Here is a 17085-nt window from a genome sequence, read left to right as displayed (position 1 = left end):
CGATCGTGAAGCACTGGATCGTGCCGGTCACCTCGATCTCCATCATCACGGGCATCTTGCTCGCCGTGCAGTGGCGCTCTCAGGAGGACGCCCGCAGGGTCATGCCGTCGCGGCGGATCGAAGACCTGGTGGTGCTGCTGAAGACCACCGAAAAGGCCAACGGTCAGTTGGCGGAACAGGTGCGCGAACTGCAGTCGCAGACCGAGCGGAGCCATCCCACCCCCGATTTCTTGCCGGCGCGGCCACCCAGCGGTGATTACCCGGCCGTGGTGGGGCCTGGCCTGGTGGTGACCGTGGCCGAGCAGGCCGGCGTGGCGCGGGACGCGGACGGGACCTCGGCGGTGGTGCATGCCGAAGACCTCCTGAAGATCATCAATGAGCTGCGAACCGGTGGCGGCGAAGCCCTCGCGGTCAACGGCCACCGCATCACCGAGCTGTCCGAGGTGGTCACGGCGGGCCAGCACATCATGATCAATCAGGTGGCGGTGCGGGCCCCCTACGTGCTGCAGGTGATCGGCCCGGCCGATGAGATGAAGACCATCTTGGGCCTGCGCGGCGGCGTGGTCGAGTATCTGCAGTTCTATGGCATCCGGGTGGACACCCGGCCCGCGGCGCGGCTGACGCTGCCGGCCTACGTACCCCCCAAGGGGACCCGTTGGGTGCAGCCGGTCTCGCGGGAACTGGCAGTTCCGCGGCCTCGCGCCTCGTAGCGGCAAGTCCTGGAAGCTTCACCACGTCGATTGACGCCCGATCGGGGGGCTTCTATAGTGGTGTTATGTTGATTCTGGGCATCGATCCGGGTACGGCCACCGTCGGCTTCGGCTTCCTGCAACTCAGCCAAGGCCAGCCCCCCAGCTCGCCGCAGTTCGGCACCATCCAGACCGACCGGCACCTGTCTGCGCCCGAACGACTGGCCATCACCTATGCCGACATGGTCTCCCTGCTGTCGGCCCGCCGGCCGGATGTGCTGGCGGTCGAGGAGTTGTTTTTCCTGAAGAACGTCAACACCGCCATGCCGGTGGCTCAGGCCCGCGGCGTGATCCTGCTGGCGGCGGCCCACGCCGGTTTGCCCGTGGTGGGTTACAGCCCGGCGCAGGTGAAAATGACCGTGACGGGTTCGGGCAAGGCCCTCAAGCCGGATGTGCAGGAAGCCGTGCGGGACCTGCTCGGACTGGCCACCATCCCCCGGCCCGATGACGCGGCGGACGCCCTGGCGATCGCCCTGACCCACGCGCGCGTCCTCGAAGGCCGCGGCGAACTGGTGCTCACCCCTGCCCCGGTCGCGAGGGTTTCGGCGTGATCGCCTCCCTGCACGGCGACCTGCTGCACGTGGGCAAGGACTCGGCCGTCATCGAGGTGGCGGGCGTCGGCTACCACGTCCTGATCTCGGCCCGGCACGCGGCCGCGATGCCCTCCCCCGGACAGCGCGTGCGGGTCTTCACGCACCTGCTGGTGCGGGAGGACGCGCTGGTGCTGGTGGGCTTTCCCAGCGCGGAGGAACGTGAGCTGTTCCTGCTGCTGCACGGCGTCTCGGGCGTCGGCGCCAAGACGGCTCTGGGCGTGCTGTCGGCGCTGACGGTCTCGGAGGTGGTGGCGGCGGTTGTGAGTCAGGAGCCCCGCTTGCTGGCGAAAGCCCCTGGCGTCGGCAAGAAAACCGCCGAGCGGATCATCCTGGAGTTGCGCGAGAAGCTGGCGGCCTGGCGACCGGTCGAGGCCGTCGGCCTTGCGGGCGTTGCGCGGCGCCCCCTTGGCGGCGTCGCAGGCCCGATGGATGAGGCCGTGCTGGCCCTGCTGGCCCTGGGCTACGACGAGCACGAGGCGGCCGAGGCGATCGCCGCGGCGGCTGGCGGTGGCACGGTCGAGGAGACGATCCGGACCGCGCTGGCGCATCTTTCGCGCTTCTGACGGCGCGGCGCTCGCTACAGGCCCAGCAGGCGACCGATCGCCGCCACGTCGGCGGCCACGGGCGTGAGGGTGCCGGGCACCTGACCGATGGCGGTGTCTGGGTCCTTGAGGCCGTTGCCCGTCAGCACGCAGACCACCGTCGAACCGGGTGGGAAAGGCTCCCGCTGGGCGCGTGCCAGCACGCCGGCCAGCGAGGCCGCCGAGGCTGGTTCGCAGAAGATCCCTTCCTCGCGCGCCAGCGCGTCGTAGGCGGCCAGGATCTCCGCGTCCGTCACGGCGGCGATCGCCCCGCGCGAGGCCTGCCGGGCATATTCAGCGCAGCACCAGCTGGCCGGGTTGCCGATGCGGATGGCGGTTGCGATGGTTTCAGGCTTGGCCACCGGGGCCCCCAGCACGATCGGCGCCGCCCCGGCGGCCTGGAAGCCCAGCATCACGGGCTTGCGCCGCGCCAGCCCGGCGGCATGATACGCCTCGAAACCCCGCCAGTAGGCCGTGATGTTGCCGGCGTTGCCGACCGGGATGGCCAGGTAGTCGGGGGCTTCTCCCAGCTGGTCGACGACCTCGAAGGCCCCCGTCTGCTGGCCCGCGATGCGGTGGGGATTGACCGAGTTCACCAGCGTGACGGGATGGGTTTGCGCCAGCTCCCGCACGATCTGCAGGGCCTGGTCGAAGTTGCCTTCAATCGAAATCACGGTGGCGCCGTAGTGCAGGCCCTGCGCCAGCTTGCCCAGGGCGACGTAGCCGTGAGGCACCAGCATGAAGCTGCGCACGCCCGCGCGGGCCGCATAGGCGGCCATCGAGGCGGAGGTGTTGCCGGTCGAGGCGCAGATCAGGGCCTGGCTGCCGGCCTCGATCGCCTTGCTGACGGCCATGGTCATGCCCCGGTCCTTGAAGGAGCCCGTCGGGTTGGCGCCTTCGAGTTTCAGGTACAGCGACACGTCGGCGCCCAGGCGGCGCTGCAGGCGGGAGGCCGCCACGAGGGGGGTGTTGCCCTCGTTGAGGCTGATCACGGGGGTGTTCGCGTCGACCGGCAAGAAGGCCCGGTAGCGCTCGATCAGGCCGGGCCAGCGCGCCGGTTGAAGCCCGCGCGGCGGGGTCTGGACCGTCGGGTGCTCGATCGTCGGATGGGTCACGCGGCCAGGTCCTCCACGCGGATCACCGAGCCGATGCGATGCACGCTCGGGTGGGCTGCCATCTCCTCGAGCGCCCGGCGCATCGCGGCCTCTTGCACGCGATGGGTCACCAGCACGATCTCAGCACAGCCATCCCGTTCGCCTTTCTGGACCATCGAGCGGATCGAGATGCCGTGTCGCCCGCAGGCCGTGCCGATCGTGCCGATCACGCCGGGTTGGTCCTGGGCCAGCAGGCGCACGTAGAACTGGGTGTACAGGTCAGCGACCGGGCTGACGTGGCCGAGCCCGTCGTGCAGACAGGTCATCAGGCGGTCGGGACGCTCGGGGTGGGCGGCGATCGCCAGCACGTCGCCCAGGATCGCGCTGGCGGTCGGGAACATGCCTGCGCCCGGCCCGGAGAACATGACCTCGCCGACGGCGGCGCCTCGCACCGCCACGGCGTTCATCACCCCGTCGATCGGGGCCAGCGGGTGCTGGGCCGGGATCAGGGCCGGATGGACGCGCACCTGCAATACCTCGCCGTTCGGGCCCGGGTCGCGGCGCGCCACGCCCAGCAACTTGACCACGTAGCCCAGTTCCCGCGCATAGGCGATGTCAGCCGCCGTCAGGTTCAGGATGCCCTCGCGATGGACCTCTTCGATGGCCACCCGGTGGTCGAAGAAGATCGAGGCCAGAATCGCGATCTTGTAGGCCGCGTCGTAGGCTTCCACGTCGGCAGTCGGGTCCGCCTCGGCATAGCCCAACCGCTGGGCCTCGGCCAGGGCGGCTTCCAGGCTATGCCCTTGTTGGGTCATGGCCGTCAGGATGTAGTTGGTGGTGCCGTTGATGATGCCCGCCACTTGCTGGATGCGGTTGGCGGCCAGGTTGCTCTTCATCGCGGCGACGATCGGAATGCCCCCGGCCACCGTCGCCTCGATGTGCACGGCCACGCCGCGGGCGCGGGCGGCCGGGAAGATGGTGTGGCCATGGCGCGCGATGACCTCCTTGTTGGCCGTCACGACGTGCTTGCCCCGGGCGATCGCCTCCATCAGCAGCGGCAAGGCCGGCTCCACGCCGCCGAGGGCCTCCACGACGATGTGCACGCGCGGGTCGGCCACCACGGCGGCCAGGTCGTCGGTGAACAGCTCGGCCGGCAGGCCGCGGTCGCGCGCCGGGTGCCTCACGCCGATGCGCACCAGTTCAATCGGGCGTCCGACCCGGTGGGCGTAGGCGTGGGCCTCGTCGAGCAACAGGCGGGCCACTCCGGTGCCCACCGTGCCACATCCCAGCAGGCCCACGCCGATCGGGGCGTTCGGGGCGAGCGTGGCAGCGGGCAAGGCCTGGGGCGATTCGGTCGGCATCCGGCGTGGGGTCTCCTGCGGCGGGGGGCGGCATCGACGGGCGCCCGGCGAAAAAGGGCCTGCCATCGGCGCGCACACCTCATCATAGCCCGCATGGCCCGGGATGGTCGATATCTGGGGGCCGGCCGCCCCAGGCCTCGGCGATCGCCGCCGCGATACGGGCGGAAGCCCCGGGTGGCCCCATCGCGGCCCGACCGGCCTCGCCCATCGCCTGGCGACGGGCCGGGTCCTGCAGCAGCCGGGCCAGGCGCTGGGCGGCATCCGGCACCGAATGGGCCCGCTCGAGGGCCCCTGCCAGCAAGCGGGCCTGGGCGTCGGCAAAGGCCGCCGTGAATTGCGGCCCCGCGCCGGGCAGGCTGATGACCGGCTTGCCCAGTCCGACCAGCTGTTCGGTGGCGGTGCCGGCCATGGCCAGGCCGATCGTGGCGGCGTGAGCGGCTGCGGGAAATTGCTCCACCACGGTGTGCAGCTGCAAGCCGTCCGCATGCACCCAGGCGCCGCAGGCTTCTTGCTGGGCGTCTGGCTGCCATTGCCAATCGACTTCACTCGCCAGCAGGGTTTCCGGCGCGTGAGCCGCGGCCACCAGCCAGCGGCCCACGCGGGCGGTGGCTGGCCGGTTGGCCTCGCTCTGGGCGTGCACGCGGGCGATCGCCGCCAGCTGGGTCAGGTTGCGCGGGGCTTCGGCGCGACTGCCGGGCAACAGCAGGACCGTCGCCCCATCGAGGTGGCCTGGCAGGGACGCGCCGGCGTCGGCCCGCGTCAGGGCATCCATCATCGGGTTGCCCAGCCAGTGAGCCTGCACGCCGGCCCGTTGCAGGTTATCGCTGGTGATGGCGTCCCGTGGCCACACGCCCCGGCAGCCGGGCCGACGCAGCAGCCAGCGTTCCAGCGGACTGTAGCTGCCGGGGCGTCCTCCCCGGTAACGGTCGGACTTGGCACAACCCACCAGCGCATAGGGGCGGCCGCTGGCCCAGGCAAAGGCGAGGGGGACGATGTCCCCCACCGCCAGGAGGCCGTCGCAGGTCGGGGCGACCTCCCGAACATAGCGCCACTGCGCCCGGGTCAGCTGAAGCAGCCCGGCGCGAAGGTCTTGCCACAAGGCCCGGGGGCGCCCCAGCACGAAGCCACCGCTCGGCATCGGCTGCCGCGGGCCCACCACGGGGATCCGCGCGGCGCGGAGGGCGGCGCCGTGGCCCACCAGCGGCAACGCGGCCACCTGGAAGCCCCGGGCGCGCAGGGCCAGCCCCAGCTGCGCCGCGACGACGTCCTCCCCGTGGCCGTTGCTCAGCAGCAGCAGCGCGCCCGTGGAGCGGGCGGCCGCTGTCCGGTCTGGCCAGCTCACGCGAGGGGCCCGCGCGCTCAGGTCGTGGGCATGCGCGGGCCGGCGATCGTCCCGTCGAGGTTTTCCAGGAACTGCAGGTGCGGGTGGCGTTCCGCCTCCCAGCGCAGCGCCAGTGGGTTGCGGAACAGCAGCATCGCCCGCCCGTCGCGGTCGTTCAGGAACATGTTGTCGCCGAAGTGTTCCAGCTTGTTCACGTCAATCGGCTCGCCGATCACCCAGCGGGCCGTCTCGAAGGGCAGCTCTCGGAAGATCACATCGACGCCGTACTCGGCCTTGAGACGATGCGCGAAGACATCGAACTGCAGCCGTCCGACCGCGCCCAGGATCGGTTCTTGCTCACCAACCGAGGGCCGGAAAAACATCTGCACCGCCCCTTCCTCGATCAGCTGGTCGAGGCCCTTCTTGAATTGCTTGCGCTTGCTCGGGTCTTTCAGTTGCAGGGTGGCGAAGATTTCCGGCGTGAAGCGCGGAATGCCCTGGAACTCGATCGGCGGGCCCTCGCAGAGGGTGTCGCCGATGCGCAGAAAGCCAGGGTCGAACAGGCCCACCACGTCGCCGGGCCAGGCTTCTTCGACCAGGGCGCGGTCCTGCGCCATGAACTGCAACGATTTGGCCAGCCGGACCTCCCGCCCCAGTCGCACGTGGCGCACGCTCATGCCCCTGACGAATTTGCCCGAGACGATTCGCATGAAGGCCACGCAGTCGCGGTGGGCCGGGTTCATGTTGGCCTGGATCTTGAAGATGAAGCCGCTGAAACGCTCGTCCTCGGGGCGGCGATCGCCGTCCGCCGTCGGTTTGGGCCCTGGCGTCGGCGCCAACCCGACGAACGAATCAAGGAAAGGTTCCACGCCGAAGTTCGTCATCGCCGACCCGAAATACATGGGGGAGAGTTCGCCCCGCGCCACGCGGTCGGCATCGAAGGGGTCGCCCGCGATGTCGAGCATTTCGATGTCTTCTTGCAGCTTGGCGTGATAGGCTTCGCCGATCGCCGTGACCAGGGCCGGGTCCGACAGGGCGATGCGCTGGACGGTGCCTTCCTTCGTGCCGTGGCGGGTGTCCTGGAACAGCACGACTTCCTCGCTGCGACGCTCGTAGATGCCTTTGAAGTCGGACCCCATGCCGATCGGCCAGTTCATCGGGGTGGTGCGAATGCCCAGCACCCGTTCGATCTCCTCCATCAGGTCCAGCGGGTCCTGCCCGTTGCGATCGAGCTTGTTGATGAAGGTGAAGATGGGAATGCCCCGCATGCGGCAGACCGTGAACAGCTTCTTGGTCTGAGCCTCGACGCCCTTGACGCAATCGATCAGCATCACCGCCGCATCGACGGCGGCCAGGGTGCGGTAGGTGTCTTCCGAGAAGTCCTGGTGGCCGGGCGTGTCGAGCAGGTTCAGTTCGTGCTGCTTGTAAGGAAACTGCATGACCGAGGTGGTCACGGAAATGCCGCGCTGTTTCTCCAGCTCCATCCAGTCGGAGGTCGCGTGGCGCGCCGCCTTGGAGGCTTTGACCGCCCCGGCCGTGTGGATCGCGCCGCCGTACAGCAGCAGTTTCTCGGTCAGCGTGGTCTTGCCCGCGTCCGGGTGAGAAATGATGGCAAAGGTTCGCCGCTTCTGGATTTCAGTCTGCAGCGCGGGAGACAGGGACATGGTGGCGACTCGCAAAAGGTTGAGGGCCCTTCAAGATACGGCTCTATTCCTTGAAAGTCAAGCGTGGAGCCAATTTTGCCCGGGGTGGCGCTGGCCCGTTCGTTCCCCGCGGCAGGGGGCCAACCAGGCGCCGCGGCCTCGGCGCGGGCGTGCGCAACCTTCGCGCGGGAGCAACCGCCGTGCTTGGAGCCCGCGCCGGACGGGTAAGAAGGCAGGGCGACGTTTGTCTCGCGAGGTTCCATGGCTGCACCCGACTTCACCGTGACCTTGAAACCCGGCGACCCTCCGCCCTTTTGGGAAGGGCTGTGGCACCCCCAGGGCCTGAGCGAAGGGGCTGTTCACGTGTCGCCACGCAGCGGGTCTGCGCCCTTGCCTGGGGAGGGACAGCTCCCCCCCTCGCCGCCCGCTGCTGCGCCGGACGTGGTCCACATGCCGCCGCCCGCTGCTGCGCCGGACGTGGTCCACATGCCGCCGCCCGCTGCTGCGCCGGACGTGGTCCACATGCCGCCGCCGGCTGCTACGTCGGACGTGGTCCATATGCCGCCGCCCGCTGCTGCGCCGGACGTGGTCCACATGCCGCCGCCCGCGGCTGCGCCCGACCTGGTCCACATGCCGCCACCGCCCTCGACTCCCGATTCCACGGCCGCGTCAACGGGTGCCGTGCCGCCCGCGCCTCCTCCTGCCGCGCCAACGCCGCCTCGTTCCCTGGTGTTGACCCTGGTGGCGCAGGGGCCACTCCGGTCGGTTCCGCACCTGCCAGCGCCGCTGGACCTGGCGCGGGCGGAGGCCTTGCGCGCCAGTGCCCGTGAGCTACAAGCGCAGGGGCAGGTCGGACAGGCCCTGGCGACGCTCTCGGAGTCCCTGAAATTCCACGCGGCGGAGCCGCAAACCTACGCCCTGTTGGGCCAGGCCCTTATGATGGCACGGGCGACGGAAGATGCGGCCCACCACTTTCTGCTCGCCTATATGCTGGCGCCACGTGAACTCGCCTACGGTCGCTTCCTGCTGCACGCCGCCTGGGCCCTGGGGTATGTGGGCTGGGCCTTTCAGGTGGCGCAGGCGTTGCATCGCATCCAGGCCCAGCCCGAATGGGTGGAGGTGGGCAAGGTGGCGGTGGCTTGGCTGAAGGGCGGCCGCCCTCCCCAGCACACCGCCTTGTGCACCAGTTGTCGGGTGTCGACCCTGGTTTCCGCGCCCGGCCCGTGCGCCCAGTGTGGGCGTCCGACGCTGGGGGCCCCGGCCAATGACGCGGGCTTTGCCGGACTGCGCTTGCTGCAACAGCAGGGCACCGCGGGGCGTTTGTTCGTGGGGGTGGCCTGTCGCCACTGTAGCCAGGAGGGCGTCGTGCAGGTGCGGCCTGGCGGCGTGGCCTGCCAGCACTGCCACGCGCCGGCCCTCGCGGCCCTCTGATTTTTGGCCAGATCGTCGGCTGTGCCGGGCTCGTGGCTGGCCTAGAATGGGCCCATCCCACTCAAGCTCGGAGGGCCCTGGCGTGATCAATACGCGGATCGACCCCCGTGACGGGGCCGTTGCCCCGGAAAACCGTTACCTTCAGGTGCTGCGCGTGGCCGCACAACACAAGACGGGAGCGCGCGAACTCACCCGAGCCTCGCTGGCGGAGGCCTTCTTTCGCGAAAATCCCATGCCCTGGCTGCTGGATTCCGGAGGCAGTTGAGGCGTGGACGCACCTCCGTTTCAGGGCAAATAGACGAGTGAAGCCACCTGTGGTAGAACGGAAAGCGACGGCTGCCTGAAAAGGCCCGTCTGACGCCGTTCGATGGACCAGGAGGCAGCATGAGCATCAACACGGACAAGCGCACGATCGACTGGATCGAAGAGCTCCTCGGTAACGAGGCGCACGACCTGCTGACGTACGAGGCCACCAAGATTCCGAGCGCCATGCTGCAATTGCCCGGGCCTGACTTTGTCGACCGCGTCTTCCTGCATTCCGACCGCCCGCAACCGGTCATCAACAACCTGCAGCGCTTGTTCGGCACCGGGCGCTTGGCCGGGACCGGCTATCTGTCGATCTTTCCGGTCGACCAGGGCATCGAACACTCCGCCGGGGCCTCCTTCGCCAAGAACCCGATCTATTTCGATCCCGAAAACATCATCCGGCTGGCCTATGAAGGTGGCTGCAACGCCGTGGCGTCGACCTTCGGCGTGCTCTCCTCGCTGTCTCGCAAGTATGCGCACAAGATTCCCTTCGTGGTGAAGATCAACCACAACGAGTTCCTGTCCTACCCCAACACCTACGACCAGGTCATGTTCGGGACGGTGGAGGACGCCTACGAGATGGGCGCCGCAGCGGTTGGCGCGACCATCTATTTCGGTTCCGCCGAGTCGCGCCGTCAGATCGTCGAAGTCGCCGAGGCCTTTGCGCGCGCCCACGAACTCGGGATGGCGACCATTCTGTGGTGCTACACGCGAAACAATGCCTTCAAGAAAGACGGGATCGACTACCACACGGCCATGGACCTCAGTTCGCAGGCCTGCCACCTCGGTTCGACGCTCAAGGCCGACATCATCAAGCAGAAGATGCCGGACAATCACGCGGCAGGATACGAGGCCATCAACTTCGGCAAGACCGACAAGCGCGTCTACACCGAGCTCTCGACGGCCCATCCGATCGACATGACGCGCTACCAGGTCGCCAATTGCTACATGGGGCGGGCCGGCCTCATCAACAGCGGCGGCGCCTCCTCGGGGGAGACCGACCTGGCGGAAGCGGTGCGGACGGCCATCATCAACAAGCGGGCCGGCGGCATGGGCCTGATCCTGGGGCGTCGGGCCTTCCAGAAGCCTTTCGAGGATGGGGTCAAACTGCTGCACGCCGTCCAGGACGTGTATTGCAGCAGCGAAGTCACGATCGCCTGACGTGAGACCAGGGGGCCTGGTGCGGCTGGTCGCTGTGGCCGGCCGCACCAGGCCCTCTTCCCTGGTTAGACATCCCTTGTGGCGGGGTTCAAGGTGGCAGGTGCTCAGGCTGCCGCCTGGGGCCAAGGAGTTCCGCATGTCCGTCGCGCCGCGAGATGACCTCTCAAGTTGGGATCTGACCCCTTACTACACCGGGCCGGATGATCCACGCATCGACGCGGATCTGGCCACGGTGCGCGAGCAGGTCAAGGCCTTCCGCGCGCAGTACCTGGGGCGGCTGCATGCCCTCGCCCCTGCCGAGTTGCGCGCGGCATTCGAGACGTACGACGCGATCGGCAGCGGCCTGAGCGACCTGTCCGATTACGGCTTCCTCTCTTACTGCCTGGACACGCGCTCGGTGCCGGCCCAGTCCCTGGATTCCAAGCTGCAGGGAGAAGCCGCCTCCATTCGCGGTGACACGACCTTCTTCAGCCACGAGCTGCAACATCTGCCCGAATCGGCCTTCGAGGCCCTGTGTGGCGCTCCGGAACTGGCGCCCTGGCGGGACCACCTGCGGCGCCTGCGGCGCCACGCCCCGCACGCCCTGTCTCACGAAATTGAACGGGTGATCGCCCGCAAGGATCGCTCGGGCGTCCAGGCCTGGCGGCAGCTGTACAACACGATGGTGTCGTCGTTGAGCATCCCGGTCGAAACCGAGGGAGAGATCAAGCGGGTCACGGCGGCGGAGGCGCATCGCATGGGCACGAGCGCGGATCGCGCGCTTCGTCGCAGCGCTGCCCAGGCGTCGATGACGGCCCTGAGTGACAGCAAGCACGTGATCACCGCGGTGTTCAACGCGGTGCTCGAAGACAGCCGGGTCAATGCGGACCTGCGTGGCTTCGAACTGCCCTATGCGGACATGCTGCGGGATGAAGACCTGGACGCGCCCGCCGTGGAATCCTTGCTGTCGGCCGTGGAGTCGCGCTACGACCTCGTGCATCGCTACATGCGTTTGAAGGCACGTGCCCTGGGCATCGAGGACTTCTCGCATTGGGACATCAACGCGCCGGTGGCGGACGAGCCCATGCACTTTAGCTTCGACGAGGCCCGCCGCGTCGTCCACGACACCTACACGGCCTTCCATCCGCGCGTCGGTCGTCTGATTGACCAGTTTTTCCAGGGTTACGTGGACGCGGCCCCCACGCCCGGGAAGTGGTCGGGCGCCTTTTGTTCGTGGTCGAGCCCCGGGCGGCATCCGTATGTGTTGATGAGCTACACCAATCGCATTCGGGACGTCCTGACGCTGGCGCACGAACTCGGCCACGGGGTGCATTACCGCATCACGGCCGACCACGACCGCTACATGAACCTGCGCGTCAACCTTTTCAACGAGACGCCCTCCACGCTGGGCGAATTGCTCACCTTCGAACGCTTGGTGGCCGAGGCCCCCAACGCCGCCACCCGGCGCACCTTGCTGGGGGCCTGGCTGGACACCACCGTCGGGACGCTGTTCTTGCAGGCGGCGCTGACGCGCTGGGAGCAGAAAATCCACGCGCGTCGCCGTCAGGCCCCGCTGACCGCCGAGGCGATCGGCTCCGCCTGGATGGCCGAACGCCGGGCCCTGTTCGGGCCTGACGTGCATCTGCCGGACTGGGTGTCACTGGGCTGGATGTCCCATCAGCACGCCGTCGGCATGCCGTTCTATTGCATCAACTACACCTTCGGCCTGACCCTGGTCTACGCCCTGCGGCAGCGCTGGCGGGAGGAGGGACCGAAGTTTGCCGACGACTTCGTGGGCTTGCTCGAAGCTGGCTTGGCCCCCGGCATCGCGGATCTGTTGCGGCGGATCCAGGTGGACGTGCACGATATGAGCTTCTGGCAGAGCGGGCTCAAAGCGGTCGAGGCCCTGATCGACGAATTCGAAGCCTCGCTGTGAGGGCTGCGCGAAGCGCTGTCCGCCAGGTTCAGCGTTGGCCGTAGGGCGGCTGCGGCGCCTCGGCGGCCTGCGCCTGGATGGGAGGCGCCTCGATCAGCGCCTCCAGGACGCGCAGGGCCACCGGGCGAACGTCCGGCGCTAGCGCCCGGAACCGCGCCAGCAAGGCGGATTCAGCCATATCTGCCGGGACGATCCGAAAGCCCAGGCCGGCCATGCCCGCCAGGTGATCCTGGTCGATCCCCATTCCGCGCGCAACGGCTGCCACATTGCCGGCTGTCGGATGGGTGGGCTTGCCGCTTTTCAGACTGACGCCCGACTCCAGCTCGCGCAGCCTGGACTTGGAGATGCCGATCCTGCGGGCGGCTTCGTCTAGCGACCAGCCACGTGCCAGTCTGGCACGGCGGATGTAGCTGCCGAACGTCTCCATTGACCACGGACCTCCCAGTCAAATTTTACGTGCTTGCCTGGGTTGTTTTGGTAACATGGCCTGTCTCCCGCTTCTGGGGTTGCCCGGGCGGTGGTTTGTGGGCAAAGGGATGCAGAATGTGGCAGACGGTGCTGGGGCTTTTCAGACGACTGGGCGATACGCTTCGGCCGGCCCGTTCGGATTGGTCTGATTGGGAGCGCGTGTCGACGCACGAATTGCCCCTCACCCCGGGCGGGCATCGCCCAGACCTGGTCTTGCGACGTCAGGGGCGCGCCGGGGTCCAGCTGTTTCTGCTGGAGGTGCTGGTGGCGCCGGAAGCCAGCCTCTTGTCCCGCTGGGCCGAGCTGAGCGCCCAGCATCTGGCGTCGCCTGGTGCATCGGGCTGGCTGCTGGTGCTGACCGTGTCGGAGTCTTGCGAGGATTGGGCGCGCGCGGCGATCGCCGAGCACGGTCTCAGCATTCACCTGCTCGGGCCCTCCCGCCTGCCTCGCCCCGCTGATGCGGCCAATTCGCTTCAGGCCGCGCTGGGGGCCCTCGCCCACGGTGAGCTTGGTCTGGGGTTGCCCCCTTTGACTCCCCTGAGGGGCAGCCAGGGGTCCCTCCCCCCGTTTGACCTCGACCCGTCGCCCGATTCAACGGGGCGTTAAATCGGCGACGCGACGCGGTATGTGGAGAGCGGCCCCTGGGGACACAAGGGATGAATGGGATGCGTCTTGGAAGCTGCTCACTCGCGCTGCTGCTGGGTTCCCTGGTGGCGTGCCAGGCCCCCCCTTCCCCGGTGGTGGACCCGGTCTCCAAGTCGGCCAGCCGTTCTGCCAAGGCCGGCAAGGGGGCTCTCAGTGGGACGGCGGTACCGGTGGAGGGTAAGTTGCTGGTCCCGCGGCAAATGGCCGTCGCCGCGGGCGTTCGCCTGATCAGTGACCGCAGTGCCGGCATCATCAGCGACCGTGGGACCTTGTTTCGGGCTGCCCTGCGCGCCCCGTTTCGCTTGCTGGCGGTCGAGACGGTGGCGGTGGAGGGCGCGCGGGTATTTCTCTCCGACGCCTCGGGACAGCCGATTCCCGACGTCCCGGCGGTCAAGACCGACGCGGACGGCCGTTTCCGTTTGCCCCGTGTTCCCTCTGGCTTGACCTTTCTCGTGGCGGCCGAAGTTCCCACCGCCACCGGCAAGACGGCGGCCTTTCGCAGCCTCGTTCGGGTTGGGGAGGTTGGCGCCACCACCCAGATCGATCCCGCGAGCACGCTGGTGACCGGGCACCTGGTGGAAGGCTTGCCCCGTGGCGAACTGGGAGATCTCAATCCCGTTCAGTTTCAGCGCGCGACGGAGGCCACCGCCGCGCGCTTGAACCCGGAGTCGCTTCCCGACTTCAGTGACCCGGCGGCGGTTCGTGGCTTGATGAAGCAGTTGAGCGAGGAGGTTGCGGAACTGAGAGACCAGCTGTCGGAACTTCGTCGGGCCCTGTCGGACCTGCAGGCCACCGTGACCGCCTTGCAGGACGGTCCGGCTTCCGCCACGCAGGTGAGCGCGCCTCCTGGAGCGGACAAAACGCCGGCGCCAATCTCCGCCCCCGTCGCCAGTGAAACGGGGGCGCCTGCGGGGGCCACCCCGACGGCCACTCCGACGCTCGCGCCGAGGACAACCGCCTCTGCCGCCCCGGTGCCCACGGCGCAGCAAGTGCTGTTGCGCGGCACGGTGTTCGATGAAGCCGGGCAGCCCGTCGATGGGGCACAGGTGGGCATTCGCTCCCTGGATGCGTCGGTGGCTTTCGACGCTTCGACCACCACTCAGCAGGGTTTGTACCTGTTTCCCAACGTGCCGGCGGGCATCCAGGTGCAGATCGCCACGCTCAAGGCCGGTTGGACGGCACGCTCCCGCGCGACCAACACGCAGCCCCCTCCCGGGCGCAGCGAGGGGACGATGAATTTTGGCACCGCGGCCTCGGCTCCCCAGGATGCGTCGTCGGCATACTTCATCTCCAACCGCCCGGAGATTGTGTCGGTCGCCAGCGTGACGGACCCCAAGATGCCCGCCGGCACGACCTTGGCCTGCCAGGTGATCCTGAGCGAACCGATGCCCCAGAGCTTCTCATCGTTGGAGAAGGCGCTTTACCTGTTGCCCGTCACATCAGCGGCAGGCACGCCCTTCAGCTGGCTCGATCAGGCCTTGGGGGCGACGGATGGCGTCCCTGCCGACCTGGCGCCGGGAGATACCGTGCGCTTCCGCTTCGGGCTGGGCGGTTCGAACAATGGCCCCCAAGCGGTGCGCTGGAATGCGGACCATAGCCGGGCCATCTTTTACTTCAATCAACCCGAGCTGAAGGAGACCAAATTGCAGGCCATGCTGTTCGCGACCGGGCTGGCGGCCGTCACGGATCCCTCCGGCATCTCCCTGGGGACCAATGCGGCCGGTGAGCCGACGTGGCCCGCCGCCGGGCCGGTCTACAATATCTTCCGAGCGGCGAGCCCGGCGGGCAGGAACTGGAATGACACCCACCTCTCGGCCGTGACGGTTCGCGACAGTGGCGTGGCCAATCCCCCGGCGGCTTCGTTCTGACGGTTGCGATGAAAGTGGGGACAACCGTTCCCTGACAAGGCGAAGCCGCCGCCCTTGGTTCAGGACGGCGGCTCGGCTGGTGCTTGGGCTCAGGCGTTGAGCGGCACGTGCACCGTGAAGTCACGCGCGAAGCGTTGGGCGTACTGCGTGAGCAGTTCCTCCACCCGTTCCTGGCTGGGCGACTTCACGATCAGCCCCGCGTGCCACTTGCGGGCCTGGCGGTAGCAGATTTCCGGGTCGGTGTAGGCGCTCAGGTCCGGATTTTCCCGGTTGGCCAGCGTGATGATCGCCCCGGCGTAGCCGTCGCTCGGCGTGTCGAGCTTGGCCGGCCCCTGGGCGATTTCGATGCGGGCCCATTCCCACCACAGGCAGATGTCCTGACCGTGGAAGATCACGTCTGGAATACGAGCCGCCCCCACGCGCGCGCCGGCTTCCAGGAAGTAGAACTTGCCGTCCTCGCGGCTCTTGATGTACTCGATGTGGGTCACACCGCGCTTCAGGTTGAGCGTCTTGATCACGTCGCGGTTGATGGCTTGCAGCGCGGTTTCATCTTCGGAGCCGCGCTTGAGCTGACGCGTCGTGAACATCCCGCCGGTCTTGTTGAGGTCGAGCATCGGCGTACCGTAGCGCGAGCAGGAGGCGTAGACGACCTCATGTTCCTGAACGACCGAATCGACATGGTAGACGTCACCGGGGGTGTATTTCTCCAGCAAGGTCAGCGACATCTTGTCGCCGAGCTTGTCGAGGACGGGCCAGAGCTCCTCGCGCGTGTTGATCTTGGTGATGCCCATCGAGGCGGCTTCCTGGCGCGGCTTGATGATCCAGGGCGCCGGCACGCGGTCGAGGTACTCGTGAATTTCCCGCCAGTTGAACAGCGAGGTGAATTCAGGCACCGGCACGCCGTCTTCCTTGGCCTTCATCCGCATGGCGAGCTTGTCACGGAAGTAGCGCATGGTGGTTTCGCCCATGCCCGGCGAGCGGAAATGCTCGCGCAGGAAGGCGGCCACTTCCATCTCCCAGTCGCCCATCGGCACAATCCGATCAAATTTGATGTCGCGCGCGATGTAGCTGATGGCGTTGCGAACGACCTTCTCATCGAACAAATTGGGCACCGCGAAGATGTCGCTGATGATCTCACGCGGCCAGGGCTCCTTCAGGACCTTCTCGCCCGTCAGGACGTAGATGTTGTGGCCGAGCTTCTTGGCTTCGTACATGAACGGCCGGCCCAGCAGCGATCCGGCGATGCAGAGGATGTTCAGGGGCTTCTGTTCGGACAAGGGGCGCTCCTGTTCTGAGTGGGGGGTCAAACGCACGCGCGGCGGATCGCAGCGGCAGGCGAGCCCGCCTGTGAGGACCGTCACATTGTACGGGCAAGGGCGTCGCATGGGAAAGAGCCCCGATCGGCCCGAGGACAGGGGCGATCAGGCTTGTGCTGCTCAGGGGGGGGCCATCGGCACCATGTCTGTCCGGCTGTATTTTCGCGCGTTGCAAGGCTGGCAGGCGGGGACGATATTCGCGATGTCGTCGGTCCCGCCGGCAATCAGGGGCACGACGTGCTCGCGCACGAGTGCCCGGTCCGCCCGCCCGCAGTAGGCGCAGCGGCCCCCGTATTGCGCGACACGGCTTTGCCACTCGGCCTCGGTGTGAGCGCCCTCGGCCGCCTTGCGACGTTCGACGTAGTCTTTGCGAAGCTTCAGGGCCCGCGCATGGCGCTCGGGCGTCGAGTGCGCCCAGGTCACGCGTTGGAGGTTGCAGCAGGTGCGACACTCGGGGCGGCGCCCTCCCTTGCCGTCGGCCTGAAAGTCCGTCAGGAACTTTTCCTCGCGGCAGACCCGGCACATTTGCATGTCCGGCTCATCATCCCACTCGATCGTCATGCCGTCAGGATAAGTCACCGGCGGGAAGGGCTCAAGTCAAAAAGGCCCCCTGCAGGAAGCAGGGGGCCAGGC

The 17085-nt window shown here is 68.0% G+C and carries 16 protein-coding genes; 9 read left to right on the top strand and 7 right to left on the bottom strand.

The annotated features are described in order from the left end of the window. The first annotated feature begins 5 nt into the window (after positions 1-5). The 3 genes from VKP62_04230 to ruvA all read left to right on the top strand — a co-directional run bounded on the left by VKP62_04230 (position 6) and on the right by ruvA (position 1905). Complete coding sequence (locus VKP62_04230) at positions 6-710, top strand: DUF881 domain-containing protein (protein MEB3196391.1); 705 nt, start codon at positions 6-8, stop codon at positions 708-710. Positions 711-775: 65 nt separating this feature from the next. Continuing rightward, positions 776-1300 (top strand): crossover junction endodeoxyribonuclease RuvC, encoded by a 525-nt coding sequence (gene ruvC, locus VKP62_04225; GenBank protein MEB3196390.1) that lies wholly within the window; start codon positions 776-778, stop codon positions 1298-1300. Continuing rightward, positions 1297-1905 (top strand): Holliday junction branch migration protein RuvA, encoded by a 609-nt coding sequence (gene ruvA, locus VKP62_04220; protein MEB3196389.1) that lies wholly within the window; start codon positions 1297-1299, stop codon positions 1903-1905. The genes ruvC and ruvA overlap by 4 nt, the downstream gene beginning before the upstream one ends. Before the next feature lie 14 nt (positions 1906-1919). On the opposite strand, the gene thrC is transcribed toward ruvA, so the two are convergent. The 4 genes from thrC to VKP62_04200 form a co-directional block, all read right to left on the bottom strand. Continuing rightward, a complete protein-coding gene (gene thrC / locus VKP62_04215) occupies positions 1920-3023 on the bottom strand; it encodes a threonine synthase (protein ID MEB3196388.1) in 1104 nt (367 codons plus the stop codon). 11 nt (positions 3024-3034) lie between these two features. Next, positions 3035-4378: a homoserine dehydrogenase gene (locus tag VKP62_04210; GenBank protein MEB3196387.1), complete on the bottom strand. Its 1344-nt coding sequence runs from the start codon at positions 4376-4378 to the stop codon at positions 3035-3037. Positions 4379-4460: 82 nt separating this feature from the next. Beyond that, positions 4461-5720: a lipid-A-disaccharide synthase-related protein gene (locus VKP62_04205; GenBank protein MEB3196386.1), complete on the bottom strand. Its 1260-nt coding sequence runs from the start codon at positions 5718-5720 to the stop codon at positions 4461-4463. 17 nt (positions 5721-5737) lie between these two features. Next, positions 5738-7363: a peptide chain release factor 3 gene (locus VKP62_04200; GenBank protein ID MEB3196385.1), complete on the bottom strand. Its 1626-nt coding sequence runs from the start codon at positions 7361-7363 to the stop codon at positions 5738-5740. Between the two features lie 240 nt (positions 7364-7603). Here VKP62_04200 and VKP62_04195 point away from each other — a divergent pair, with 240 nt between their 5' ends. The 4 genes from VKP62_04195 to VKP62_04180 all read left to right on the top strand — a co-directional run bounded on the left by VKP62_04195 (position 7604) and on the right by VKP62_04180 (position 12155). Continuing rightward, positions 7604-8773 carry a hypothetical protein gene (locus tag VKP62_04195; GenBank protein ID MEB3196384.1) on the top strand — a complete coding sequence of 390 codons (1170 nt, stop codon included), beginning with the start codon at positions 7604-7606 and terminating at the stop codon, positions 8771-8773. A gap of 82 nt (positions 8774-8855) precedes the next feature. Beyond that, on the top strand, positions 8856-9038 hold the full coding sequence (locus tag VKP62_04190; protein MEB3196383.1) for a hypothetical protein: 183 nt from the start codon (positions 8856-8858) through the stop codon (positions 9036-9038). 119 nt (positions 9039-9157) lie between these two features. Next, positions 9158-10240 carry a class I fructose-bisphosphate aldolase gene (locus VKP62_04185; protein MEB3196382.1) on the top strand — a complete coding sequence of 361 codons (1083 nt, stop codon included), beginning with the start codon at positions 9158-9160 and terminating at the stop codon, positions 10238-10240. A 136-nt stretch (positions 10241-10376) separates the two neighbouring features. Further along, complete coding sequence (locus tag VKP62_04180) at positions 10377-12155, top strand: M3 family metallopeptidase (protein MEB3196381.1); 1779 nt, start codon at positions 10377-10379, stop codon at positions 12153-12155. A gap of 28 nt (positions 12156-12183) precedes the next feature. On the opposite strand, the gene VKP62_04175 is transcribed toward VKP62_04180, so the two are convergent. Beyond that, positions 12184-12582 (bottom strand): helix-turn-helix transcriptional regulator, encoded by a 399-nt coding sequence (locus VKP62_04175; protein MEB3196380.1) that lies wholly within the window; start codon positions 12580-12582, stop codon positions 12184-12186. A 116-nt stretch (positions 12583-12698) separates the two neighbouring features. On the opposite strand from VKP62_04175, the gene VKP62_04170 reads away from it, so the two are divergent. Together VKP62_04170 and VKP62_04165 are read left to right on the top strand one after the other, a co-directional pair. Beyond that, positions 12699-13229 (top strand): hypothetical protein, encoded by a 531-nt coding sequence (locus VKP62_04170; protein ID MEB3196379.1) that lies wholly within the window; start codon positions 12699-12701, stop codon positions 13227-13229. Positions 13230-13288: 59 nt separating this feature from the next. Continuing rightward, a complete protein-coding gene (locus VKP62_04165) occupies positions 13289-15136 on the top strand; it encodes a hypothetical protein (GenBank protein MEB3196378.1) in 1848 nt (615 codons plus the stop codon). Between the two features lie 89 nt (positions 15137-15225). Here the strand turns inward: VKP62_04165 and VKP62_04160 are convergent, their stop codons facing one another. Both VKP62_04160 and VKP62_04155 read right to left on the bottom strand, forming a co-directional pair. After that, positions 15226-16413 carry an ATP-grasp domain-containing protein gene (locus VKP62_04160; GenBank protein ID MEB3196377.1) on the bottom strand — a complete coding sequence of 396 codons (1188 nt, stop codon included), beginning with the start codon at positions 16411-16413 and terminating at the stop codon, positions 15226-15228. A gap of 159 nt (positions 16414-16572) precedes the next feature. Further along, positions 16573-17031 carry an HNH endonuclease gene (locus VKP62_04155; protein MEB3196376.1) on the bottom strand — a complete coding sequence of 153 codons (459 nt, stop codon included), beginning with the start codon at positions 17029-17031 and terminating at the stop codon, positions 16573-16575. Positions 17032-17085 lie beyond the last annotated feature (54 nt).

The sequence above is a fragment of the Candidatus Sericytochromatia bacterium genome (genome assembly GCA_035285325.1).
Classification (GTDB): Bacteria; Cyanobacteriota; Sericytochromatia; order S15B-MN24; family JAQBPE01; genus JAYKJB01.
Note: the sequence above shows the minus strand (reverse complement) of the source record. Positions and strands in the feature narration are given on the sequence as shown.